The organism is Streptomyces sp. TRM68367 (assembly GCF_014495685.1).
Taxonomy (GTDB): Bacteria; Actinomycetota; Actinomycetes; order Streptomycetales; family Streptomycetaceae; genus Streptomyces.
Window position 1 is genome coordinate 1 of sequence record NZ_JACTVI010000141.1, and the last position, 20,056, is coordinate 20,056.

Genomic DNA, 20,056 nt, shown 5'->3' on the forward strand with positions numbered 1-20,056 from the left:
CCCGCGGAGCGGGATATGCCCCGGCAAGCCGGGGCATAGAGCGCGAATTGCGCAAGCGCAATTCGGATTCCCGCGTAAACGCGGGAATGGAATTCCGTAAACGGAATTCCGGAACGGAATGCAATTCGCGCAAGCGCGAATTGGGGCACCCGCGCAAGCGCGGTCGCCGGGGCTGACAGTAGGGGGAGGTGCATCACGCGCGGGCCTGTGTAGCTCCTGGGAATCCCAGCCACCACCCCCGCAACGGAAGTGACGGACCATCGGCCTGACGGGGTGCCGGCCCCACCGCAGTGACGGGCTCCGCTGCGCTCCACCCGAACCCCTCCCGAACTCCCGAAACCATCCGCTCGCGTTCACCAATACCCAGCCAGCATACACGCCAACCCGCCAGGGTGAGGCAGAATGCGCCGACGCATCACCCGATGGCGCGAACGTACAGCGAGAGTGATGCATCAAGACGGCTCGCTGTGTAGCGTTTGGGTTCTGGCCGCACCACCCCGCCCGGCGAAAAAACTACCGGCAGAATTCGGGATTGCGTGGCCGTGAATTGCTCAGCCACAGAACGGGAGCCCGATATGGGAGCGCTGGAATTCGACGTGCGGAGGTACCGGAGCCGAACGGCCCCCCAGGGCCGGGCGGCGGAACTGCCCACCGGTACCGGCCACGCCTCGATGCTTTGGAAGCGTCACGGTCGGCACCACCCGAGACGCAGCAACGCTGGTGCCGCCTATGGTCCGCACCGGTTCCATCCCACCGCCGGCGCCGCAGGAGGCCGCCTGCGGGTCCACGGTGGACCTGCGCCTCCCGATGGAGGCGGCGCCCCGGAGCAGCCGCCTCCGGGGCGCCTGGGGGCCTTCGCGGGTGCGGTGGTCGGGCGGGCCGGGTGGCGGCTGCGGGCTGGTACGCCCCAGGAGCTGCGCACCGCCGGCTGTGGTGGTTGGTGCCGTCGGTGGCGGGCCTGCGTGCGTGCGTGACGCCTTGGTCCCGCCCTCGCGCGCGCGTGCGTCTTAAGGAAAAGAGGGCCCTCGGGAAAAACCGGCTCTGACCTGGGCTTTTACGGAAGGGGATGTGTCGGCGCTGACACATTGACCTGCGAAAATGTGTCCGTGGTGCCACATCGACACCCGTATTCGCCAACCCTGCTTGTACAACTGTTGAACGTTGCTGGTGGGGGCCGGTTTCTAGGAAACACCCCTCGAATCCACTGTGTCGGCGTCGACACCAAAGGGACACGCCAGCATGTACAAATCTGCCAACCGAGCTTGAACAACTGCTAGTGTCCGGCGCGACCCCCCAAGATCGAGGACAGGACCACCGTCGATGCCCCGCCAGCCCAAGCGCCCCACCGCGGGCCGCGGCAAGAGCCGGATCACCGCTGTGCCTCCCGGTGGTGACAGCGCCTTCCGCGAGACCCTGTCCTCCCGGCTGGGCAAGGACATCAAGCCGCCGACGCGTAAGCGGCCGGTGCAGCAGATGGACGTCAACGTCCGGTACACCTACCGCGCGCCTCACGAGATGTACGGGGGATCCGGCTACAGCGTGGTGTCCAACGACTTCCTCGCCGACGTCCTGGCCGTGCTCATCGCCCAGCACGGCATGTCTCCGATCCAGTCCGCGGTCCTGCTGTGGTGCATCGGCCGGCAGCGCGAAGGCTGGCTGCGCGCCACGCACAAGAAGATCGCCGACAAGCTGGGTGTGGAGCGGGCGAACGTGACCCGGGCGATCGGCCGCCTTGAGGAATGGCACATGATCCAGCGCGTGGACACTGGGCTGATCTTCGTGAACCCGATGCTCGGGTTCGAGGGCAACGGAGACGTGCAGCGCGAGATCCTGAACGCCTTGCGTGACAAGGACGGGAAGCTGCCCGAGGAGGTCTTCCCAGCCCTGAACGCCCCGCAGCCACCGCGCAGCGTCCAGCTGGAGCTCGGTGTCGAAGACGAGGAAGATGAAGTGGTCGACGAGGAGGGGCGGGCATGCTGATCCAGGCGAGCGCCGGTTTCGGAATGCTGTACCGGCTGGACCTCACCAAGGCCGCGATGGAACTGCTGAGCGTCCTCATCGAGCGCCAGGAGCCCGGCGGCGAGGTGAACGCCTCCCAGGCCGAGCTGGGCGCGCGCGTGGGCCTGTCGCGGAACTCCGCGAACACCGCGATGGGACTGCTGGAGAGCCGGAACCTCGTGCTGAGGCCGAAGGACCGCAAGTACCGGACCTACTACCTCCACCCCTACATCGCCTCCTACGCCTCCCAGGAAGAGCTGGAGGAAGCGATCGAGGACGCTTCCGAGCGCATCGAGGTCGGCGAGCTGCCGGAGATCACCGTCCCGCTGTACGAAACCGCACCGCCCAAGCGCCAGAGCCAGCCGCTCCGGGCTGTCCGCGCTGTCGGCTGACGCCGCCCGCTATCACCCCCGGGTGATGCCCGACCGTGAAATGTGCCCCTGCCGCACAGGAATGCGCAGCGGGGGCACATTCGTCTGCCCCGAGCGGCGGGCGCCCAGTGCGTACATCGTTCCCCTCCAGGGGAAACGGCAGGTCAGCGCCGTGTGACGCGCAGGGACGGTACCACTAGTGTCCTGCGCCGAAAATTACGATCTTAAGTAACTGGCTTGTTTTGCGGTCGGAGGGCGAGTTTAGCGAGGTAGTCGGCGAGTGAATTGAGNTCCTGCGCCGAAAATTACGATCTTAAGTAACTGGCTTGTTTTGCGGTCGGAGGGCGAGTTTAGCGAGGTAGTCGGCGAGTGAATTGAGGATCTCGTCTGCGGTCTTGGTCCAGGTGAAGGGCCGCGGGTTCTCATTCCAGGTGGCGATCCATGCCCTGATGTCGTCCTCCAGGGCCTTCACCGAGGTGTGGACGCCGCGTCGGATCAGCTTGTCGGTCAACAGGCCGAACCACCGCTCGACCTGGTTGATCCAGGAGGAGCCGGTAGGGGTGAAGTGGACGTGAAAGCGCGGGTGCCGACCCAGCCATGCCTTGATCTCGGGCGTGTTGTGGGTGGCGTAGTTGTCGCACACCAGGTGCACGTCGAGTTCACGCGGTACGGCCTTGTCTATCGTGACCAGAAACTTCTTGAACTCGATGGCCCGGTGGCGGCGGTGGAGTTCGCCGATGACGGTGCCGTCGGCGATGTTGAACGCGGCGAACAGGCTGGTGATGCCGTGTCGCAGGTAGTCGTGAGTGCGACGTTCGGGCATGCCCGGCATCATCGGCAGCACTGGCTGGGACCGATCCAGCGCCTGTATTTGGCTCTTCTCATCGACACACAGCACCACCGCCTTCTCGGGTGGGTTGTGGTACAGGCCGACGACGTCGACGACCTTATCGACGAACTGCGGGTCGGTGGACAGCTTGAACGCATCCTGCAGGTGCGGTTTGAGGTCGAACTTCTTCCAGATCCGCCCGATGGTGGACTTCGACAATCCGGTGCGCTTCGCCATCGAGGCGCGCGACCAGTGGGTGTCCTCGCCCGGAGTGGACTCCAGCGTCGCGACGACCACGTCCTCGACCTGGTCAAGCAGGATCGAGGGCGGCCGGCCCGGGCGCGGCTCGTCCGCGAGCCCATCCAGGCGAGCCGCAATGAACCGCGACCGCCAGCGGTTGACCGTCGCCTGCGCGATGCCGAGTTCGGCGGCGACCTGTTTGTTCGTCCCACCCTCCGCGCAGCGCAGCACGATCTTCGCGCGCAGCGCCAGGAACTGCGCAGTCTTCGCCCGCCGCGCCCAGCGCGTCAACTGCGCATGCTCGGCCTCGGTGAGGACCAGGTCCGGCTTGCGCCGGCCCGGCCGTGGCTCGTCGGCCAGGCCCGCCAGCCGGTGAACCGCGAACCGGGAGCGCCACTTGCGCACCGTCGCCACGTTCACGCCCAAATCGACCGCCACCTGGGAACTTGACGCACCATCCGCACAAGACAGGACGATCCGCGCCNCTTGCGCACCGTCGCCACGTTCACGCCCAAATCGACCGCCACCTGGGAACTTGACGCACCATCCGCACAAGACAGGACGATCCGCGCCAACTCGGCGCGCTCCTCCTCGGACAGCACAACCTCGACAGCACGCGGACCCCGATGCGACATGAAAACAGCCTACAGACTTACGACTGCAATTTCAGGCGCAGGACACTAGAGAATCACGTGCGGCAGGAAGCGGGCGTACTCGTCGGTGATCAGGCCCGCGGATTCGCGGATGCCGAGGCCTGCGGACTCGTTCTCGACGACCCAGGTGCCCAGGACGACGTGGTTGCCGTCGAAGGACGGCAGGGGGGCCAGTTGCTGGTAGCAGCAGGGTTCGTCGCGGATGGCGGGGGCGGGGGCGGTGCCCGGCTCGTGGATCGTGACGCCTGCACCCTCGCGGCCGAGCAGGGGTTTGGCGACGTAGCCGGGGCCGGAAGCCAGGTCGCGGGGGCCGTCCAAGTACGCGGGGAGGAGGTTCGGGTGGCCCGGATACAGCTCCCAGAGGATGGCCAGCAGGGCCTTGTTGCTCAGCAGCATCTTCCAGGCCGGTTCGATCCACAGGGTGCTGCCGGTGCCGCCGCCGTTGTCGAGGGTGTCCAGGACCTGGCCGGCGAAGCGGTCGGTGGTGAGCCATTCCCAGGGGTAGAGCTTGAAGCAGCTGCGGATGAAGCGGAGGTTCCGGTCGACGAAGCGGGTGGAGAGGCGGTCCCAGCCGATGTCCTCCATGGTGATCCAGGCGGTGTCCAGGCCGGCCTGTTCGGCGGTCTCCTTGAGGTAGACGACCGTCATGAGGTCCTCGCCGAGTTCGTCGGCGGTGGAGTGCGCGAAGTACAGGGGGCTGCCGGGCGGGAGGAGGGCGGCCTGTTTCTTCCAGGCGTCGACGAGGCGTTCGTGGAGGGAGTTCCACTGGTCGGCGCCGGGGAAGCGGTCCTCCATCCAGAACCACTGGGGGCTCGCGGCCTCCACCAGGGAGGTGGGGGTGTCGGCGTTGTACTCCAGGAGTTTCGCCGGGCCGGTGCCGTCGTAGCGGAGATCGAAGCGGCCGTAGACGGAGGGGAGTTCGGTGCGCCGGTGCCAGGCCTCGGCGACCGCCCGCGCCAGGCGCGGGTCGGTGATGCCGAGGTCGGCGAAGCGGTCCGCGGTGACGATGTGGTCGGCGGCGGCCAGGCACATGCGGTGGAGTTCCTCGACGACCTCCTCCAGGGCCTCGACCTCCTCCAACGAGAAGACGTAGTAGGCGCTCTCGTCCCAGTACGGGCGCAGGGAGCCGTCGGGGTAGCGGGTGAGGGGGTAGATGAGCCCCTGTTCCTCGACGGTCTGCTGCCAGCCGGGGCGGGGTTCGATGGTGCGGCGCTCCATGGGTCGCGGTCCCCGCTCAGCCGCCGCCGCTGCCGGAGCCCGAGCAGCCGAAGCCGCCGCGGTCGACGGCCTCGCTGCGGCTGAAGGTGCCGTAGTCGGCCCAGCCGCCGCTGACGTCGGCGTCGTAGTACCAGGCGGCGTCGGAGCCGCGCTTGCCTGCGCCGGTTTTCTTGCGGCCGGCACTGGAGGCGCCCGAAGAGCCCGACCTGCAGTTCTTGTCGGCGATGATCTTGTAGCCGTTGAGGGTGTCGTAGCTGTCGCGGTCCACACAGCGGCGGTCGGGCTCGGACCCGCACGAGGTCAGGGCCGCCGCGATGACTCCGAGGCCACCGAGCACCACCGTGCTCGAGCGCAGCCGTCGCCGTGTTTTTGCCATGCCGGTGTCTCCCCCGTTGTCCTGCTCATGCTGTCTGCGTGTGACGGACAGCCTAGAGATCGGTGAGAGTGCGCGCACAGGAACCCCCGGCCGGCGGGCCCTCCCCTACTGTCGCTTCGTGCTCTTTGGAATGGTGTGCGCCCTTGGTGCGGCGGTCTGCTTCGGTACGGCGACGGTGTTGCAGGCGATGGCCGCGCGGGTGGCGGACACCGGCCGGGGCGGGGAGGCGGCGCTGCTGCTGCGGGCGCTGCGGCAGTGGCGGTACGTCGCTGGGCTGGGGCTGGACGGGGTCGGGTTCCTGCTGCAGATCGCCGCGCTGCGGTCGGTTCCGATCTATGCGGTGGGGGCGGCGCTGGCGGCCAGCCTGGCGGTGACGGCGGTGGTCGCGGCGCGGCTGCTGCGGGTTCAGCTGAGCCGGGTCGAGTGGGGTGCGGTGGGGGTGGTGTGCGCGGGGCTCGCGATGCTGGGGCTCGCGTCCGGGGCGGAAGGGCAGCGGGGCGGGTCGGCAGCGCTGGAGTACGCGGTACTGGGTACGGCCGTCGCTGTGCTGCTGCTCGGGTTCGCGGGCGGCCGGCTGCCCCGGCTTTCGGGGCGGGCGCGGGCGCTCGTTCTCGGGCTGGGCGCCGGTTTCGGATTCGGGGTGGTCGAGGTTGCGGTCCGGCTCGTCGACGACCCTAACGTCGGGGCGCTGGTGGCCAACCCGGCCGTGTATGCGCTGCCGTTGGGCGGCGGGGCGGCGTTTCTACTGCTGACCTCCGCGCTCGGGCGGGGGTCGGTGACGGTGGCCACCGCCGGGATGGTGCTCGGAGAGACGGTGGGGCCCGCGCTGGTGGGCGTCGTCTGGCTGGGGGACCGTACGCGTCCGGGGCTGGCCTGGCTCGCGGTGCTCGGCTTCGCCGTGGCGGTGGCGGGCGCGCTGGCACTGACGCGGTTCGGGGAGGCGCCGGTTGCCTCCGGTGACGAGGTTCACGCGAATAGTGATTCCGCGCGTTTCTCGCCGATTTACCAGCGGCCGATTTCGCAGCGGTCCGAATAATGAGCATGCCCGTTTTTCGGGCGGCTTGGCAAGTCTTTTTTACTTGCCATAAGAAGTCCGAAACGAATGGCGGATGCGTCCCACTGTGGGCGGAGGTGGCGTACTTGTCGACGGTGAGGCGGAGTGGCATGTGATCTATCGCTTCGCGAGCGAGGGCGCCGCCCTGGCCTGGGAGATGGAGCCATTGCCGGTCGCCTGAATTCCGCCGCCTGAATTCCAGGGGATTCCGTCGGGCCGAACCGAATTCGCCCCGGCGTAATTCCTCCTGCCGGAATTCAGCTCTTCGGCACCATACGTGTCGCGATCGCGATCCGGTTGTACGCGTTGATGACGGTGGCCGCCCAGATCAGCGCCGCGGTCTGGGACTCGTCGAAGACGGACGCGGCCTCGGCGTACACCGCGTCCGGGACGCTGCCGTCGTGGACCAGGGTCACGGCTTCGGTCAACGCCAGTGCGGCGCGCTCCCGTTCGGTGAAGAACGGCGTCTCCCGCCAGGCATTCAGGGCGTAGATGCGCTGCTCGGTCTCGCCTGGGCGCGCGCGTCCCTGGTGTGCATGTCGAGGCAGAACGCGCAGCCGTTGAGCTGCGAGGCGCGGATCCTGACCAGTTCCAGCAGTTCCGGTCCAAGCTTGGCGTCCTGTGCCGCGGAAACGGCGGCGGCGTGCAGGGAGCCCATTGCGGCGGAGACGTCGGGGGCAACCTTCTTCAGGGCGACACGGGATATGGAATCGCTTTTGCTCATCCGGCGACTCCATCCAATCAACCCTATTTCCGAACGGAAAACCGGCCGATTACCCGGGCAGTACGGCGCACAACGCGTCCAGCGCTCCCGACCACGCGTGGTCGGGCGGTGTCCCGTACCCGACGACCAGGGCGTCCGGCGCGTCACCGGTCGCGTCGGGGTGGCGGTAGCGGGTGAGGCCGTGCAGCGCCAGGCCCTGCCAGGCGGCTCCCTGGACCACCGACTGCTCGGTGCCGGGCGGGAGTTGGAGTACGGCGTGCAGTCCGGCCGCGATGCCGGTGGCCCGAACCGCTGACCGGGGGGCCGCGCGGGCGGTGAGCGCCGCGACCAGGGCGTCCCGGCGGCGCCGGTACCGCAGCCGGGCGGACCGTACGTGCCGGTCGTAGGCGCCGGAGGTGAGGAACTCGGCCAGTGTCAGCTGGTCCAGCGCCCCGCACGTGTCGCTGTCGCCCTTGGCCCGCGCGGCCTCCTCCGCGAGGTCCGGCGGCAGCACCATCCACGCCAGCCGCAGGCCGGGGGCGAGGGACTTGCTGGCGGTGCCCAGGTAGACCACACGGTCGGGGTCCAGGCCCTGGAGCGCGCCGACGGGCTGGCGCCGGTCGTAGCGGAACTCGCCGTCGTAGTCGTCCTCCAGGACCAGCCCGCCGCTGCGGCGCGCCCAGTCCACGACGGCCGCCCGACGGTCGCGGTGCAGGGGCACGCCCATCGGGAACTGGTGGGCGGGTGTGAGCAGGACGGCACCGGCGTCCGTGTCCGCCAGGCCGGCGGGGTCCGTGCCGAGCTCGTCGAAGGGCAGCACGGCGGTGCGCAGACCGGTGTCGGTCAGCAGGTTCCAGTGCAGATCGAGCCCGTACGACTCGACGCCGGCCGTCCGTACGCCGCGTGCCCGCAGGACGCGCCCGAGCAGCCTCAGGCCGTGCCCGAACCCGGAGCACACCACGATCCGTTCGGGGTCGGCGCGCACGCCCCGGGCGCGGGACAGATATCCGGCGAGCGCGGTGCGCAGTTCGGGGCGGCCGCGGGGGTCGCCGTAGCCGAGGGCGTCGTTCGGGGCGACGGCCAGAGCTCGGCGGGCTGCCTTGAGCCACTCGGTGCGCGGGAAGGAGGCGAGGTCGGGGTTGCCGGGGCACAGGTCGTAGGCGGGGCCGGTCTCCCGGCGGGGGCGGGGCGCCGCCCCTGACGGCGGGACGACGGTGCGATCGCCCACTCGCGTACCCGAGCCCTGCCGTGCGGTCAGCCAGCCCTCCGCGACCAGGTCGGCGTAGGCGTCGGCGACCGTGTTGCGGGCGATGCCCAGGTCGGCGGCGAGCGTGCGGGAGGAGGGCAGCCGGGTGCCGGGGGCCAGCCGGCCGGAGCGCACCGCCTCGCGCAGGGCGTCGGTCAGCCCGCGCCGCAGGCCCGGTCCGGTCGGCTCCACATGCAGGTCTACGCCCAAAGTGGCCCAGGGTTTCGCCATGGAAATGGACCATACCCCTGGGCTGCCTGACTCCTAGGGTCGAGGACATGACGACGACCCACGAAGAGAAGACGACCGCGGAGTACGCCCCCGAGATCCCCCAGCGCCTGGACTGGGCCCGGCTCGCCCCCGAGGTCTACAAGGCGATGATCCAGCTCGACACGGCCGCCAAGCAGGGCCTCGACCAAAAGCTGTACGAGCTGGTGAAGATCCGCGCCTCCCAGATCAACCACTGCGCCCTGTGCGTCGACCTGCACTCCAGGGACGCGCTCGCGCAGGGCGAGAGCGTCGAGCGGATCATCCAGCTCAGCGCCTGGGAGGAGTCGCGGCACTTCTACACCGAGAAGGAGCTGGCGGCGCTGGAGCTGACCGAGGCGGTGACCGTCCTTACGGACGGTTTCGTGCCGGACGAGGTGTACGAGAAGGCCGCCAAGCACTTCGAGGAGGCCGAGCTGGCGCAGCTGATCTCGGCGATCGCGACGATCAACGCGTGGAACCGGTTCGGCGTGACCTTCCGCATGGCGCCGGGCCACTACGACCGGGGGCGCCGCAAGTGACGGCCCGTACGCAGCTCCTCGACCGCGGCGTCGCCCGGGCCATGTCGGCCCTCAGCGCCGCCGCGAAGCGGGGCCTCGGCGCCCCGGAGCTTGCCGAGCTGGTGATGATCCGGGCCTCGCAGCTCAACCACTGCGCGTTCTGCCTCGACATGCACCTCACCCTGGCCCGCGAACACGGCGTGCGTCAGCAGAAGCTGGACCTCCTGGCCGCCTGGGAGGAGGCCGAGGACGTCTACGACGACCGCGAGCGGTCCGCCCTCGCCCTGACCGAGGCGGTGACGGTCCTGACCGGGGGCACCTCCCGGACGAAGTCTGGGGAAGATTTCGTGCCGGACGAGGTCTACGAGAGGGCCGCCAAGCACTTCGACGACGCTCAGCTCGCCCACCTGGTCGGCCTGATCGCCGCCATCAACAACTGGAACCGGGTGATGGTCAGCCGCCGGATCCCGCCGGGGGGCTACACGCCGTGAGCAAGGTCGACACGTTCCGCGCCCTGCACCACGACAGACCGCCGGGCGACCCCCTGGTGCTGCCCGGGCCGTGGGACGCGGCCAGTGCCCGCGTCTTCGCCGAGGCCGGTTTCCCGGCGCTCGCGACGCCCAGCGCCGGGGTCGCCGCCTCGCTCGGCCACGAGGACGGGCAGACCCCGGCCGACGAGATGTTCGCGGCGGTCGCGCGCATCACCCGGGCCGTCGACGTGCCGGTGTCGGCGGACGTGGAGGGCGGGTACGGGCTCGCGCCCAGGGAGCTGGTGGAGCGGCTGCTGGAGGCGGGGGCCGTGGGCTGCAACCTCGAGGACTCCGAGAACGACGTCCTCAAGGACCCGCACCGGCACGCCGACTGGCTCGCCGAGGTGCGGGCCGCGGCCGGCGACCGCCTGTTCGTCAACGCGCGCGTCGACACGTTCGCCTGCGGGGTCGCCGATCCCGGACGGGCCGTCGAGCGGGCCGCGCTGTACGTCGCCGCGGGCGCCGACTGCGTGTACCCGATCGGCGCCCCGCCGGACGTCCTGCCGCAGTTGCGGGCGGGCATCCAGGGGCCCGTCAACGTGGGCGCGAAGGTCGCCGGGGGCCCCTCGCCCGCCGAACTCGGCGCACTCGGGGCCACCCGGATCACTTTCGGACCGGGACTCCAGCGCAGGGCAGCGCAGGCCCTGCGGGACATCGCGGCCGGCCTCGTGAAGTGACCGTCACGACGCAGTGACGGTCAGAACGAAGTGACGGTCAGAACGAAGTGACGGTCAGGGCAGCCACGCCTGCCACGTGGACGCGTGGCGGTCCACCCACTTCTTCGCCGCCTCCTGCGGGGAGAGCTTCTGCTCGGCGATCATCAGGGAGACCTCGTTCTGGTCCTCGGTCGTCCACTTGAACTTCTTCAGGAAGGCCGCCGCCTTGCCGCCGTCCTTCGCGAAGTCCGCGTTGAGGTACTTCTGCAGCGGGGTGTGCGGGTAGGCGCAGGCGACCTTCGCCGGGTCGGCGTCGCAGCCCTCCTTGTACGGCGGCAGCTTCACCTCGGTCATCGGCACCTTCTCGAACAGCCACTGGGGTGTGTACCAGTAGGTGAGGAAGGGCTTCTTCTCCTTGGCGAACTGCCTGATCTGGGTGATCTGCGCCGCCTCCGAACCGGCGAACACCACCTGGTAGTCCAGCTTCAGGTTCTTCACCAGCGACTTGTCGTTGGTGACGTAGGACGGGGAGCCGTCCATCAGCTGGCCCTTGCTGCCGCTCTCGGCGGTGCGGAACAGCGAGGAGTACTTGTTGAGGTTCTTCCAGTTCGTGATGTCGGGGTGCTGCTTCGCCAGGTACGTCGGGACGAACCAGCCGATGTGCCCGGTGACGCCGAGGTCGCCGCCGGGCGCGATCGTCTTCTTGTCCTTGACGTACCGCTGCTCCTGCTCGGGGTGGCCCCAGTCCTCCAGGATCGCGTCGACCCGGCCCTGGCTTAGCGCGTCCCACGCGGGCACCTCGTCCACCTGGACGGTGTCGACGCGGTAGCCCAGCTCGTGCTCCAGCAGGTACTGGGCGACGGCCACGTTGGCCTGGGCGCCGACCCAGGACTGCACGGACAGGGTCACCGTCTTGGCTCCCTGGGCGTTGGCGAAGGGGGACGCCTGCTTGGTCATGTCGGCTGCGCCGCAGCCGGTCAGCAGCAACAGGGCGCCCACCGCGGCGGTCGTACGGAGTCGCATGTCAGGCTCCCTTCCTCGCGCGGCGTTCCGTCGGCTGCGTCACCCGGTCCAGCATCAGGCCCAGGCAGACGATCGCCGCGCCGGCCACCAGACCGGTCGCCAGGTCGCCCTGGGCGAGGCCGAAGACGACGTCGTAGCCGAGCGCGCCACCGCCGACCAGGCCGCCGATGACGACGACGGCGAGGACCAGGACGAGGCCCTGGTTGAGGGCGAGCAGCAGCGCCGGGCGGGCGAGCGGGAGCTGCACCTGCCGCAGCTGCTGCCAGCTGGTCGCGCCGAGCGAACTGGAGGACTCCAGCGCGGCCGGGTCGACCTGGCGCAGGCCCTGCGTGGTGATGCGGATGACGGCCGGGAGCGCGTAGACGATCGCGGCGGCCACGGCCGGGGCGCGGCCGATGCCGAACAGGGCGACGACCGGGATCAGGTAGACGAACTGCGGCATCGTCTGGAACACGTCCAGGACGGGGCGCAGCAGTCGCTCCAGGCGGCTGCTGCGGGCCGCCGCGATACCGGTCGCGAAGCCCACGACCAGGGTGACGGCGACGGCCGCCAGCACCTGCGAGAGCGTGTCGAGGGACTTGTCCCACACGCCCAGGGCGCCGATGGCGGCCATCGCGAGGACCGCGGTGAGCGCGGTGCGCCAGGTGCCGATCAGCCAGGCCAGGGCGGCGACGATCAGCAGCAGCGACCACCAGGGCAGCCACTGGAGGCCGTCGCGGATCGGGTCGAGCACCCAGGTGGTGAAATGGGCCGCCCAGTCGGCGGTGCCGCCGATGACCGGGATGCCGGTGAGGAGGTGCGCGGTCATCCAGTCGACGGCGCGGTTGACCGGCTCGGCGATGTTCACGACCCAGGAGTCGGGCCACTCCAGCCGGCCCGCGAGGCGTCCGGCGACGGCCACGACGGCGGCGCCGCCGAGGACGTACGCCCACTGGCTGACGGGCGCCTTCGGGGCGGTGTCCCCGAGCCGCTCGCCCGCCGCGCCGGTCACCCGGTCGAGTACGACGGCGAGCAGCACGATCGGGATACCGGCGGCGAGCGCGGCACCGACGTCGACCGAGCCCAGCGCCTGGTAGACGCGGTCACCGAGGCCGGCGCCGCCGATGACCGACGCGATGACCGCCATGGACAGCGCCATCATGATCGTCTGGTTGAGGCCGAGCAGGAGTTCCTTGCGGGCCAGCGGGATCCGGGCGGTCAGCAGGCGCTGGCGTCCGGTGGCGCCGAGGGAATCGACGGCCTCCAGGACCTCCGTGTCGGCGCCGCGCAGGCCGAGGGCGGTGAGCCGGGCCATGGGCGGGGCGGCGTAGATGACGGTGGCGAGGGCGGCGGCCGGGACGCCCATGCCGAAGATCAGGGCGACGGGCAGGAGGTAGGCGAACGCCGGGAGCACCTGCATGGTGTCCAGAATCGGGCGCAGGGCGCGGTCCAGGCGGTCGGAGAGCCCGGCGCCCAGGCCCAGCACGGCGCCTACGACGACCGATGCGAGGACGGCTACGACCATCAGGGCGAGCGTCTGCATGGTCGGCACCCACATGCCGAGCAGGCCGCAGGCCAGGAAGGCGGCGGCCGTGCCGAGGGCGAGGCGGATTCCGGCGACGCGCCAGGCGATGAGGGCGCCGACTGCGGTGACGCCGGCCCAGCCTGCGGCGAGGAGCAGCAGGTAGACGGCACGGACGGAGATGACGACCGCGTTGCTGATGTAGCCGAGGAAGTACAGGAACAGGGGGTGGCTGTCCCTGTTGTTGATGATCCAGTCGCTGGTCTTGGCGAGCGGCTCGGAGAGGTTGACGGTCAGGGCGTCGGGCCATGCGCCGCTGGCCCAGCGGGCGTTGGCGAGCGGTACGAGGATCGCTGCGGCCAGGGCGAGCAGGGCGAGCTTGCCCACGGCGCGCTTCCTGAGTAGGCCGGGGAGAGCTGTGCGGGGGGCTGACGCGGTGGCCGTTGCCATCAGGCCTGCTCCTCGCGGGTGTCGCCGGAGGGGTGGGTCGCTTCCCCGCGCTCTCGGGGTGCCTCCCCCACGCTCGAACGAGCTCGCGCGAAGGCACCCGCATCGCCCACCCGTGCCGCCCCGGCGGCACGACTGCCCGCGGCTGCGTCGGCATCGGCGCCCGCGGCTGCGGCGTCGGCTGCGTCCTCGGTTACGGCGGCTTCGGAGTCCGGCGCTGCGTCAGCGTCCGCGTCCGCAGAAGTCGTTGCCACGCCCGCCACCACGCCCAGCAGGTTTTCCGGATCGACCACGCCCAGGCAGCGGCCGTCGGACATCACGCGGGCCGGGGCGCCGGCGCGGGCCACTGCCTCGATGGCCTCGGAGACCGTGGCGTCGGGGGCGACCGCCGGGCCGTCGGCGGCCTCGTCGGCGGAGGAGGCGCGCATGGCGGTGCGGACTGTCATGACCTGTTCGCGCGGGACGTCGCGGACGAACTCGCGGACGTAGTCGTCGGCGGGCGAGCCGACGATCTCCTCGGGCGTGCCGAGCTGCACGATCCGGCCGTCGCGCATCAGGGCGATGCGGTCCCCGAGCTTGAGCGCCTCGCTCAGGTCGTGGGTGATGAAGACCATCGTGCGGCCCTCCTCACGGTGCAGCCGGATCACCTCCTCCTGCATGTCCCGCCGGATCAGCGGGTCGAGCGCGCTGAACGGCTCGTCGAAGAGGAGGACCTCGGGGTCGGCGGCGAGTGCGCGGGCCAGCCCGACCCGCTGCTGCTGACCGCCGGACAGCTGGGCCGGCCTGCGCTGCTCCATGCCCTCCAGGCCGACCTTGGCGACGACCTCGGCCGCCCGCGCACGCCGCTCGGCCTTGCCCATGCCCTGGATCTCCAGGCCGTAGGCCACGTTGTCGAGGACCGTGCGGTGCGGCAGGAGCCCGAAGTGCTGGAAGACCATCGCGGCCCGGTGCCGGCGCAGCTCGCGCAGCCGCGCCTTGTCCATGGCGCGTACGTCCTCGCCGTCGATGGCGATGGTGCCCGCCGTCGGCTCGATCAGCCGGGTCAGACAGCGCACCAGCGTGGACTTGCCGGAGCCGGACAGGCCCATGACGACGAAGACCTCGCCCTTGCGCACGTCGAAGCTGACGTCCCGGACGGCGGCCGTGCAGCCGGTGCGGGCGCGCAGCTCGGCGGCGTCGAGCGCGGTGAGGCCGGGGGCGCCGGGTATCCGGTCGGCCTTGGGCCCGAAGACCTTCCACAGGCCGTCGACGGAGAAGACCGGTGTGCTCACGGCGGTCTCGGTGACCGTCTCCGTGTCCGTGATCGTGCTCATCACACACCACCCCCGATGAGGTCGACGGCTCGTTCCCCGACCATGAGGACCCCGATCATCGGGTTCACGGCGGTCATGGTCGGGAAGACGGAGGCGTCCGCGATACGGATACCGTCCAGGCCCCGGATCCGCAACTGCGGGTCCACAACGGCCAGTTGGTCGTCGGCGGCGCCCATGCGGCAGGTGCCCGCCGGGTGGTACACGGTGTGCGCGACCTTGCGGGCGTACTCGCTGAGCTCCTCGTCGCCGGTGATGTCCGGTCCAGGGCACACCTCGCGCCCCAGCCAGCCGGCCAGCGGCTCGGTCTTCGCGATCTCGCGGGCGATGCGGATGCCGTCGACGAGGGTGCGGCCGTCGTAGTCGTCCTCGTCGGTGAAGTAGCGGAAGTCCAGGGCGGGCTTCTCGGCGGGGTCCGCGCTCTTCAGGTACAGCCGTCCCCGGCTCTTCGGCTTGGGGATGTTCGGGGTCATCGAGACGCCGAACTCCGGCCGCTCGTAGCCCAGTCGCTCCGGGTTGTCCGTGAACGGGATCTGGTAGAAGTGGAACATCAGGTCGGGGCCCGCGTGTCCGGGGTCGCGGCGGACGAACAGGCCCGCGTCGGAGTCCATCGCGGAGTTCTCCGGGATGGGGCCGTTGGTCTCCCAGACGATCACCGACTCGGGGTGGTCGAGCAGGTTCTCGCCGACGCCCGGCAGGTCGTGCACGATCGGGATACCGAGCGCCTCGAGGTCGGCCCGCGGTCCGATGCCGGAGTGCAGCAGCAGCCGGGGCGAGTCCACCGCGCCCGCGCACAGCAGGACCTCGCGGCGGGCCCGCACGAGAAGTTCCTCGCCGTCCTTGGTGCGCACGTGGACGCCCTCGGCGCGGGTGCCGTCCAGCTCCAGCTTGTGCGCCCAGGTCTCCAGAAGGATCGTCAGGTTGGGCCGCTCGTCCATCACCGGGTGCAGGTAGGCCACGGACGCCGACGAGCGCTTGTTGTTCTCCGGGTGGTAGGCCAGGTCGAAGAAGCCGACGCCCTCGGCGAACGGCTTCTTGTTGAAGCCCTCGACGCGCGGCACGCCCAGGGCCTGCTGGGCGGCGTCGACGAAGTCGCGGGCGATGGCGTTCCGGTCCTTCTCGTCGACCGGGACGACGTTGTTCTTCAGCCGGGCGTAGTACGCCTCCATCTGGACCGCGCCCCAGCCCTTGGCGCCCGCTTGCTCCCACTCGTCCCAGTCGGACGGCAGCGGCTTGAAGGCGATGAGCGTGTTGTGCGAGGAGCAGCCGCCCAGGACGCGGGCGCGGCTGTGCCGGATGTGGGAGTTGCCGCGGGGCTGCTCGGTGGTCGGGTAGTCGTAGTCCAGCTCGCCGCCGAGCAGGCCCATCCAGCGGCGCAGCGTCAGCACGTCCTCGCGGCCGACGTCGCTGGGGCCGCCCTCGATGACGGCGACGGTGACGTCCGGGTTCTCGGTCAGGCGGGAGGCGATGACGGAGCCTGCGGTGCCGCCGCCGATGACGACATAGTCGTACTCGTGGGTGGTCTCGGGCATGGGGTACTTGCTCCAGGGGGGTGACGTGATCGGGGGCTCGAAGGGTGGGGCTCAGCCCGCGAACCACCGCACCGGCTTCGGCGCGAGGTTCTGGTAGACGTGCTTGCTCTCGCGGTACTCGGCGAGTCCGGCCGGGCCGAGCTCACGGCCCACTCCGCTCTTGCCGAAGCCGCCCCACTCCGCCTGCGGGAGGTAGGGGTGGAAGTCGTTGATCCAGACGGTGCCGTGCCGCAACCGGCCGGCCACCCGGCGGGCGCGGCCCGCGTCGGCGGTCCACACGGCGCCCGCGAGGCCGTACTCGGTGTCGTTGCCGAGGGCGACGGCCTCGTCCTCGGTACGGAAGGTCTCCACGGTGAGGACCGGCCCGAAGACCTCCTCCCGTACGACCTTCATCTCGCGGTGGCAGCGGTCGAGGACCGTCGGCTCGTAGAAGTAGCCGCCCTGCGGGCGCTGCGGTGACAGCTCGGGCCGCTTGCCGCCGCAGCGCAGCACCGCGCCCTCGGCGAGCGCGGAGGCGACATACGCCTCGGTCTTCTCGCGCTGCTGCGCGGAGACCAGCGGACCGCACTCGACGCCGTCCTCGGTGCCGCGGCCCAGACGGATGCGCTCGGCGCGGCGGGCGAGTTCGGCGACGAACCGGTCCCGGACGGACTCCTCGATGATGAGGCGACCGCCCGCCGAGCAGACCTGGCCGCTGTGGATGAAGGCCGCGTTGAGGGCCTGGTCGACGGCGGTGTCGAAGGCCTCGTCGGTGGCGCAGGCGTCGGCGAAGACGATGTTGGGGTTCTTGCCGCCGAGTTCGAGGGCGACCTTCTTGACGCTCGGGGCGGCGGCCTGGGCCACCTTCGTGCCGCTGACCAGGCCGCCGGTGAAGGAGATCAGGTCGACGTCGGGGTGCTCGGCGAGCCGGGCGCCGACGGTGTGACCGGGGCCCGTGACGATGTTGGCGACCCCGACGGGCAGCCCGGCCTCGGCCAGCAGCTCGATCAGCGCGACCGTCGTCAGCGGGGTGATCTCACTGGGCTTGATCACGAAGGTGTTCCCGGCGGCGAGCGCGGGGGCGATCTTCCAGCTGGCCTGGAGCAGCGGGTAGTTCCAGGGCGTGTTCATTGCGCACACCCCGACCGGTTCGTGGACGACGACGCTGTGGATGTCGGGCGAGCCCGCGTCGACGACCCGGCCGGGCACCTCCGCGGCGACCAGGTCGGCGAAGTAGCGGAAGGCGTCGGCGACGCAGTCGACGTCGACCCGGCCCTCCTCGACGGTCTTGCCCGCGTCGCGACTCTCCAGCAGGCCGATCTTCTCGCGGTCTCGCACGAGCAGGTCGGCGACCCGGCGCAGCAGCGCGGCGCGCTCGGCGACGGGCGTGTGCGGCCAGTCGCCGTGGTCGAAGGCCTGCCGCGCGGCCGTGACCGCCCGGTCCGTGTCCTTCTCGTCGCCCTCCGCGACCACGGCGAACGGCAGGCCGTCCGCGGGGTCGAGGATCTCGCGCGTGGCTCCGGAGACTGCTTCCAGCCACTCGCCTCCCGCGTGAATGGTCCTGCGCACCTGTCGTTCTATGTCCGCCATGCTCCGTCTTGCCTTCCGTTCCTGTTCAGTGCCCCTGTGTCACACAGGTGTGACTCGGGACCGAGTGCGCATGCCCTGGGTAGACGATTGCATGCAGAATCCGTGGCCGAAAGTGCGCTGTGTCACTGAACATGCGGGCAAAAGGGGCGAAAAGTACGCTGCTCATGGAGGTGACGCCATGCGCAGGACAGCACTGATCTCCGTGGCGGCGAGCGCGACTCTGCTTCTCGGGGTCCTCGCGGCGCCGGTCGCGACCGCGAGCGACGCGGACGACCTCACCGCGCGGGAGCTCGCCGAGCAGGCGAAGGACAACCTCCTCGACGCGAAGTCGGTCCATATGGAGCTGACGGACAGGAGCAGGGGCGCTGTCGACAGCAAGACGCAGCCGACCTCGATGAAGCTGTCGATGGACCGGGACGGCAACTGCGCCGGCACGATGAGGATGGGCCGGGGCGGCGGCAGCGTGGAGATCGTCACGCGGGGTGAGCAGGTGTGGATGAAGCCCGACACCGCGTTCTGGAAGGCGCAGGTGCCCGGCAGCCAGGGCGACGCGGTGGCCCAGCTGTTCAAGAATCGCTACATCCACGGCTCCACCAGGGACGCCATACTCAAGGGCATGGCCGAGACGTGCAGCCTGACCTCCTTCCAGCGCGACGTCGGGACCCAGGCACCCGACGACAGGTCCCTGCAGAAGGGCGAGGAGACCACGCTCGACGACACGAAGGTCATCCCCCTCAGGGGCAAGGAGGACGGCAAGCAGGCCACGATGTACGTCACCTCGGACGCCCCGCACCGCATCGTCCGCGCGACCGAGAAGGGCGACGGCACCGACCTGGCCCTGTCCTTCAAGGACTACGACAGGCCGGTCCCGTCCGAGACCCCCTCGGCGGACGAGTCGGTGGACGTCGGCAGGCTCCAGGAGGAACTGCAGAGCTTGTGACCCCGGACATGGACCTCCCGGCATCCTTTGACTAAAGTCAAAGAAATATGAGCCCCGTGTCGACGCAGCATGTGACGGCCTTCCGCCGGTTCAACCGGTACTTCACGCGCCGTATCGGCGTCCTCGACGACCACTACCTCGGCCAGGACCGGCCCCTCGGCGAGGCCCGGCTGCTGTTCGAGATCGCCGGGCATCGCGGGGGCGTGTCGCTGCGCGAGCTGCGCGGCGTGCTCGGCCTCGACGCCGGTTATCTCAGCCGGATGGCGAAGGCCCTGGAGGCGCAGGGCATGGTCCGCACAAGCGTGCACCCGCAGGACAGCCGGCGCCGTGTGATCGAGCTGACCCCGGCCGGGCGGACCGAGGTCAGGGAGCAGAACCGCCGGGCCGACGCGGTCGCGTCCGGGCTGCTGGGCGGGCTGACCGCGGCCCAGCGCGAGCAGCTCACCGACGCGATGGGCACCGCGCAGCGCCTGCTGCAGCTGGCCGGCATCACGATCGAGCGGCTCGACGGCCACGCCCCGGACGCCCGCGCCTGCCTGGACGCGTACGCCGCCGACATCGACGCCCGCTTCCCCGAGGGCTTCGACAGGTCCGACCTCGTCCACCCCGACGAGCTGTCGGGTAACGCCGGCGCGTTCTTCGTGGCGTACAAGGAGGGCCGCCCCGCGGGCTGCGGCGCGCTGCGCCGGCTCGCACCCGGCGTCGGCGAGATCAGGCACGTGTGGGTGCACCCGGACGCCCGCCGCCTCGGCCTCGCCCGCCGCCTGCTCGCCGCCCTGGAACGCGAGGCCGCCGAACGGCACTTCACCGTCGTACGCCTCGACACGCACTCCGCGCTCACCGAGGCGCAGGCGATGTACCGGGCGTGCGGCTACACGGAGATCCCGGCGTACAGCGACCACGTCTACGGCGGGCACTGGTTCGAGAAGCGGCTGGCGCAGGCGGGGAGGGCGAGGACGTAGGTGCCGGACCGGGGGCGTAGGTGCCGGACCGGGCGCCGTTGGCGGCCTAGTAGACTGTCGCGGCTAATATTTGGGATAAAGGTGACGCAGTTTGATGCGTGCATCGTGGGTGGTGAACTGCCAGTCCACCT

18 protein-coding genes and 1 pseudogene are annotated in these 20,056 nt (G+C 70.4%); 9 read left to right on the plus strand and 10 right to left on the minus strand.

Annotated features, from left to right (window positions below; translation table 11 throughout):
• Window positions 1–1,320: 1,320 nt before the first annotated feature.
• The gene (locus tag H8R17_RS41485) at window positions 1,321–1,980 is read left to right on the plus strand and encodes a replication/maintenance protein RepL (RefSeq protein ID WP_187828369.1); all 660 of its coding nucleotides are present in this window, start codon (window positions 1,321–1,323) and stop codon (window positions 1,978–1,980) included.
• Window positions 1,974–2,390, plus strand: a complete 417-nt coding sequence (locus H8R17_RS41490) for a hypothetical protein (RefSeq protein WP_187828370.1) — start codon at window positions 1,974–1,976, stop codon at window positions 2,388–2,390. Before H8R17_RS41485 ends, H8R17_RS41490 begins: the two co-directional genes overlap by 7 nt.
• Before the next feature lie 292 nt (window positions 2,391–2,682).
• Here the strand turns inward: H8R17_RS41490 and H8R17_RS41495 are convergent, their stop codons facing one another.
• From H8R17_RS41495 to H8R17_RS41505, 3 genes are all read right to left on the minus strand, one after another.
• Complete coding sequence (locus H8R17_RS41495; RefSeq protein ID WP_223126076.1) at window positions 2,683–3,993, minus strand: IS630 family transposase; 1,311 nt, start codon at window positions 3,991–3,993, stop codon at window positions 2,683–2,685.
• 125 nt (window positions 3,994–4,118) lie between these two features.
• The gene (locus H8R17_RS41500; protein ID WP_187828371.1) at window positions 4,119–5,309 is read right to left on the minus strand and encodes a glutathionylspermidine synthase family protein; all 1,191 of its coding nucleotides are present in this window, start codon (window positions 5,307–5,309) and stop codon (window positions 4,119–4,121) included.
• 16 nt (window positions 5,310–5,325) lie between these two features.
• Window positions 5,326–5,685 (minus strand): hypothetical protein, encoded by a 360-nt coding sequence (locus H8R17_RS41505; RefSeq protein ID WP_187828372.1) that lies wholly within the window; start codon window positions 5,683–5,685, stop codon window positions 5,326–5,328.
• Window positions 5,686–5,815: 130 nt separating this feature from the next.
• Between H8R17_RS41505 and H8R17_RS41510 the strand changes: the two genes are divergently transcribed.
• Window positions 5,816–6,721, plus strand: a complete 906-nt coding sequence (locus H8R17_RS41510; RefSeq protein WP_262505925.1) for a hypothetical protein — start codon at window positions 5,816–5,818, stop codon at window positions 6,719–6,721.
• A 73-nt stretch (window positions 6,722–6,794) separates the two neighbouring features.
• Window positions 6,795–6,920, plus strand: a complete 126-nt coding sequence (locus H8R17_RS48105; RefSeq protein WP_262505924.1) for a hypothetical protein — start codon at window positions 6,795–6,797, stop codon at window positions 6,918–6,920.
• A 76-nt stretch (window positions 6,921–6,996) separates the two neighbouring features.
• On the opposite strand, the pseudogene H8R17_RS41515 reads toward H8R17_RS48105, so the two are convergent.
• Window positions 6,997–7,463 (minus strand): annotated as a pseudogene (locus H8R17_RS41515) (carboxymuconolactone decarboxylase family protein).
• A gap of 49 nt (window positions 7,464–7,512) precedes the next feature.
• Window positions 7,513–8,919, minus strand: coding sequence for a PLP-dependent aminotransferase family protein (locus H8R17_RS41520; protein ID WP_187828373.1), 1,407 nt, complete (start codon window positions 8,917–8,919; stop codon window positions 7,513–7,515).
• A gap of 47 nt (window positions 8,920–8,966) precedes the next feature.
• Here H8R17_RS41520 and H8R17_RS41525 point away from each other — a divergent pair, with 47 nt between their 5' ends.
• Genes H8R17_RS41525 through H8R17_RS41535 form a run of 3 tightly spaced genes read left to right on the plus strand, consistent with a single transcriptional unit; the run spans window position 8,967 to window position 10,662 of the window.
• Complete coding sequence (locus tag H8R17_RS41525; protein WP_187828374.1) at window positions 8,967–9,476, plus strand: carboxymuconolactone decarboxylase family protein; 510 nt, start codon at window positions 8,967–8,969, stop codon at window positions 9,474–9,476.
• Window positions 9,473–9,946 (plus strand): carboxymuconolactone decarboxylase family protein, encoded by a 474-nt coding sequence (locus H8R17_RS41530; RefSeq protein WP_187828375.1) that lies wholly within the window; start codon window positions 9,473–9,475, stop codon window positions 9,944–9,946. The genes H8R17_RS41525 and H8R17_RS41530 overlap by 4 nt, the downstream gene beginning before the upstream one ends.
• Window positions 9,943–10,662, plus strand: a complete 720-nt coding sequence (locus H8R17_RS41535) for an isocitrate lyase/phosphoenolpyruvate mutase family protein (RefSeq protein ID WP_187828376.1) — start codon at window positions 9,943–9,945, stop codon at window positions 10,660–10,662. Before H8R17_RS41530 ends, H8R17_RS41535 begins: the two co-directional genes overlap by 4 nt.
• Window positions 10,663–10,716: 54 nt before the next feature.
• Here the strand turns inward: H8R17_RS41535 and H8R17_RS41540 are convergent, their stop codons facing one another.
• Genes H8R17_RS41540 through H8R17_RS41560 form a run of 5 tightly spaced genes read right to left on the minus strand, consistent with a single transcriptional unit; the run spans window position 10,717 to window position 18,023 of the window.
• Entirely contained in the window at window positions 10,717–11,664 is a 948-nt protein-coding gene (locus H8R17_RS41540) for an ABC transporter substrate-binding protein (protein ID WP_187828377.1), read from the minus strand.
• A gap of 1 nt (window position 11,665) precedes the next feature.
• On the minus strand, window positions 11,666–13,615 hold the full coding sequence (locus tag H8R17_RS41545) for a proline/glycine betaine ABC transporter permease (RefSeq protein WP_187828378.1): 1,950 nt from the start codon (window positions 13,613–13,615) through the stop codon (window positions 11,666–11,668).
• Window positions 13,615–14,925 carry a glycine betaine/L-proline ABC transporter ATP-binding protein gene (locus tag H8R17_RS41550; RefSeq protein ID WP_187828379.1) on the minus strand — a complete coding sequence of 437 codons (1,311 nt, stop codon included), beginning with the start codon at window positions 14,923–14,925 and terminating at the stop codon, window positions 13,615–13,617. The genes H8R17_RS41545 and H8R17_RS41550 overlap by 1 nt, the downstream gene beginning before the upstream one ends.
• Window positions 14,925–16,454 carry a GMC family oxidoreductase gene (locus H8R17_RS41555; protein ID WP_187828380.1) on the minus strand — a complete coding sequence of 510 codons (1,530 nt, stop codon included), beginning with the start codon at window positions 16,452–16,454 and terminating at the stop codon, window positions 14,925–14,927. Before H8R17_RS41555 ends, H8R17_RS41550 begins: the two co-directional genes overlap by 1 nt.
• Window positions 16,455–16,505: 51 nt before the next feature.
• Window positions 16,506–18,023, minus strand: coding sequence for an aldehyde dehydrogenase family protein (locus H8R17_RS41560; protein WP_187828381.1), 1,518 nt, complete (start codon window positions 18,021–18,023; stop codon window positions 16,506–16,508).
• Window positions 18,024–18,201: 178 nt separating this feature from the next.
• On the opposite strand from H8R17_RS41560, the gene H8R17_RS41565 reads away from it, so the two are divergent.
• Together H8R17_RS41565 and H8R17_RS41570 are read left to right on the plus strand one after the other, a co-directional pair.
• Window positions 18,202–18,963, plus strand: a complete 762-nt coding sequence (locus H8R17_RS41565; protein ID WP_187828382.1) for a hypothetical protein — start codon at window positions 18,202–18,204, stop codon at window positions 18,961–18,963.
• A gap of 47 nt (window positions 18,964–19,010) precedes the next feature.
• A complete protein-coding gene (locus tag H8R17_RS41570; protein ID WP_187828383.1) occupies window positions 19,011–19,925 on the plus strand; it encodes a bifunctional helix-turn-helix transcriptional regulator/GNAT family N-acetyltransferase in 915 nt (304 codons plus the stop codon).
• Window positions 19,926–20,056 lie beyond the last annotated feature (131 nt).

Bases quoted from the DNA above. Each gene is read 5' to 3' on its own strand.
- H8R17_RS41485 (WP_187828369.1), top strand. From the start codon at position 1,321: ATGCCCCGCCAGCCCAAGCGCCCCACCGCGGGCCGCGGCAAGAGCCGG.
- H8R17_RS41490 (WP_187828370.1), top strand. From the start codon at position 1,974: ATGCTGATCCAGGCGAGCGCCGGTTTCGGAATGCTGTACCGGCTGGAC.
- H8R17_RS41500 (WP_187828371.1), bottom strand. From the start codon at position 5,309: ATGGAGCGCCGCACCATCGAACCCCGCCCCGGCTGGCAGCAGACCGTC.
- H8R17_RS41505 (WP_187828372.1), bottom strand. From the start codon at position 5,685: ATGGCAAAAACACGGCGACGGCTGCGCTCGAGCACGGTGGTGCTCGGT.
- H8R17_RS41510 (WP_262505925.1), top strand. From the start codon at position 5,816: ATGGTGTGCGCCCTTGGTGCGGCGGTCTGCTTCGGTACGGCGACGGTG.
- H8R17_RS48105 (WP_262505924.1), top strand. From the start codon at position 6,795: ATGCGTCCCACTGTGGGCGGAGGTGGCGTACTTGTCGACGGTGAGGCG.
- H8R17_RS41520 (WP_187828373.1), bottom strand. From the start codon at position 8,919: ATGGCGAAACCCTGGGCCACTTTGGGCGTAGACCTGCATGTGGAGCCG.
- H8R17_RS41525 (WP_187828374.1), top strand. From the start codon at position 8,967: ATGACGACGACCCACGAAGAGAAGACGACCGCGGAGTACGCCCCCGAG.
- H8R17_RS41540 (WP_187828377.1), bottom strand. From the start codon at position 11,664: ATGCGACTCCGTACGACCGCCGCGGTGGGCGCCCTGTTGCTGCTGACC.
- H8R17_RS41545 (WP_187828378.1), bottom strand. From the start codon at position 13,615: ATGGCAACGGCCACCGCGTCAGCCCCCCGCACAGCTCTCCCCGGCCTA.
- H8R17_RS41550 (WP_187828379.1), bottom strand. From the start codon at position 14,925: ATGAGCACGATCACGGACACGGAGACGGTCACCGAGACCGCCGTGAGC.
- H8R17_RS41555 (WP_187828380.1), bottom strand. From the start codon at position 16,454: ATGCCCGAGACCACCCACGAGTACGACTATGTCGTCATCGGCGGCGGC.
- H8R17_RS41560 (WP_187828381.1), bottom strand. From the start codon at position 18,023: ATGGCGGACATAGAACGACAGGTGCGCAGGACCATTCACGCGGGAGGC.
- H8R17_RS41565 (WP_187828382.1), top strand. From the start codon at position 18,202: ATGCGCAGGACAGCACTGATCTCCGTGGCGGCGAGCGCGACTCTGCTT.
- H8R17_RS41570 (WP_187828383.1), top strand. From the start codon at position 19,011: ATGAGCCCCGTGTCGACGCAGCATGTGACGGCCTTCCGCCGGTTCAAC.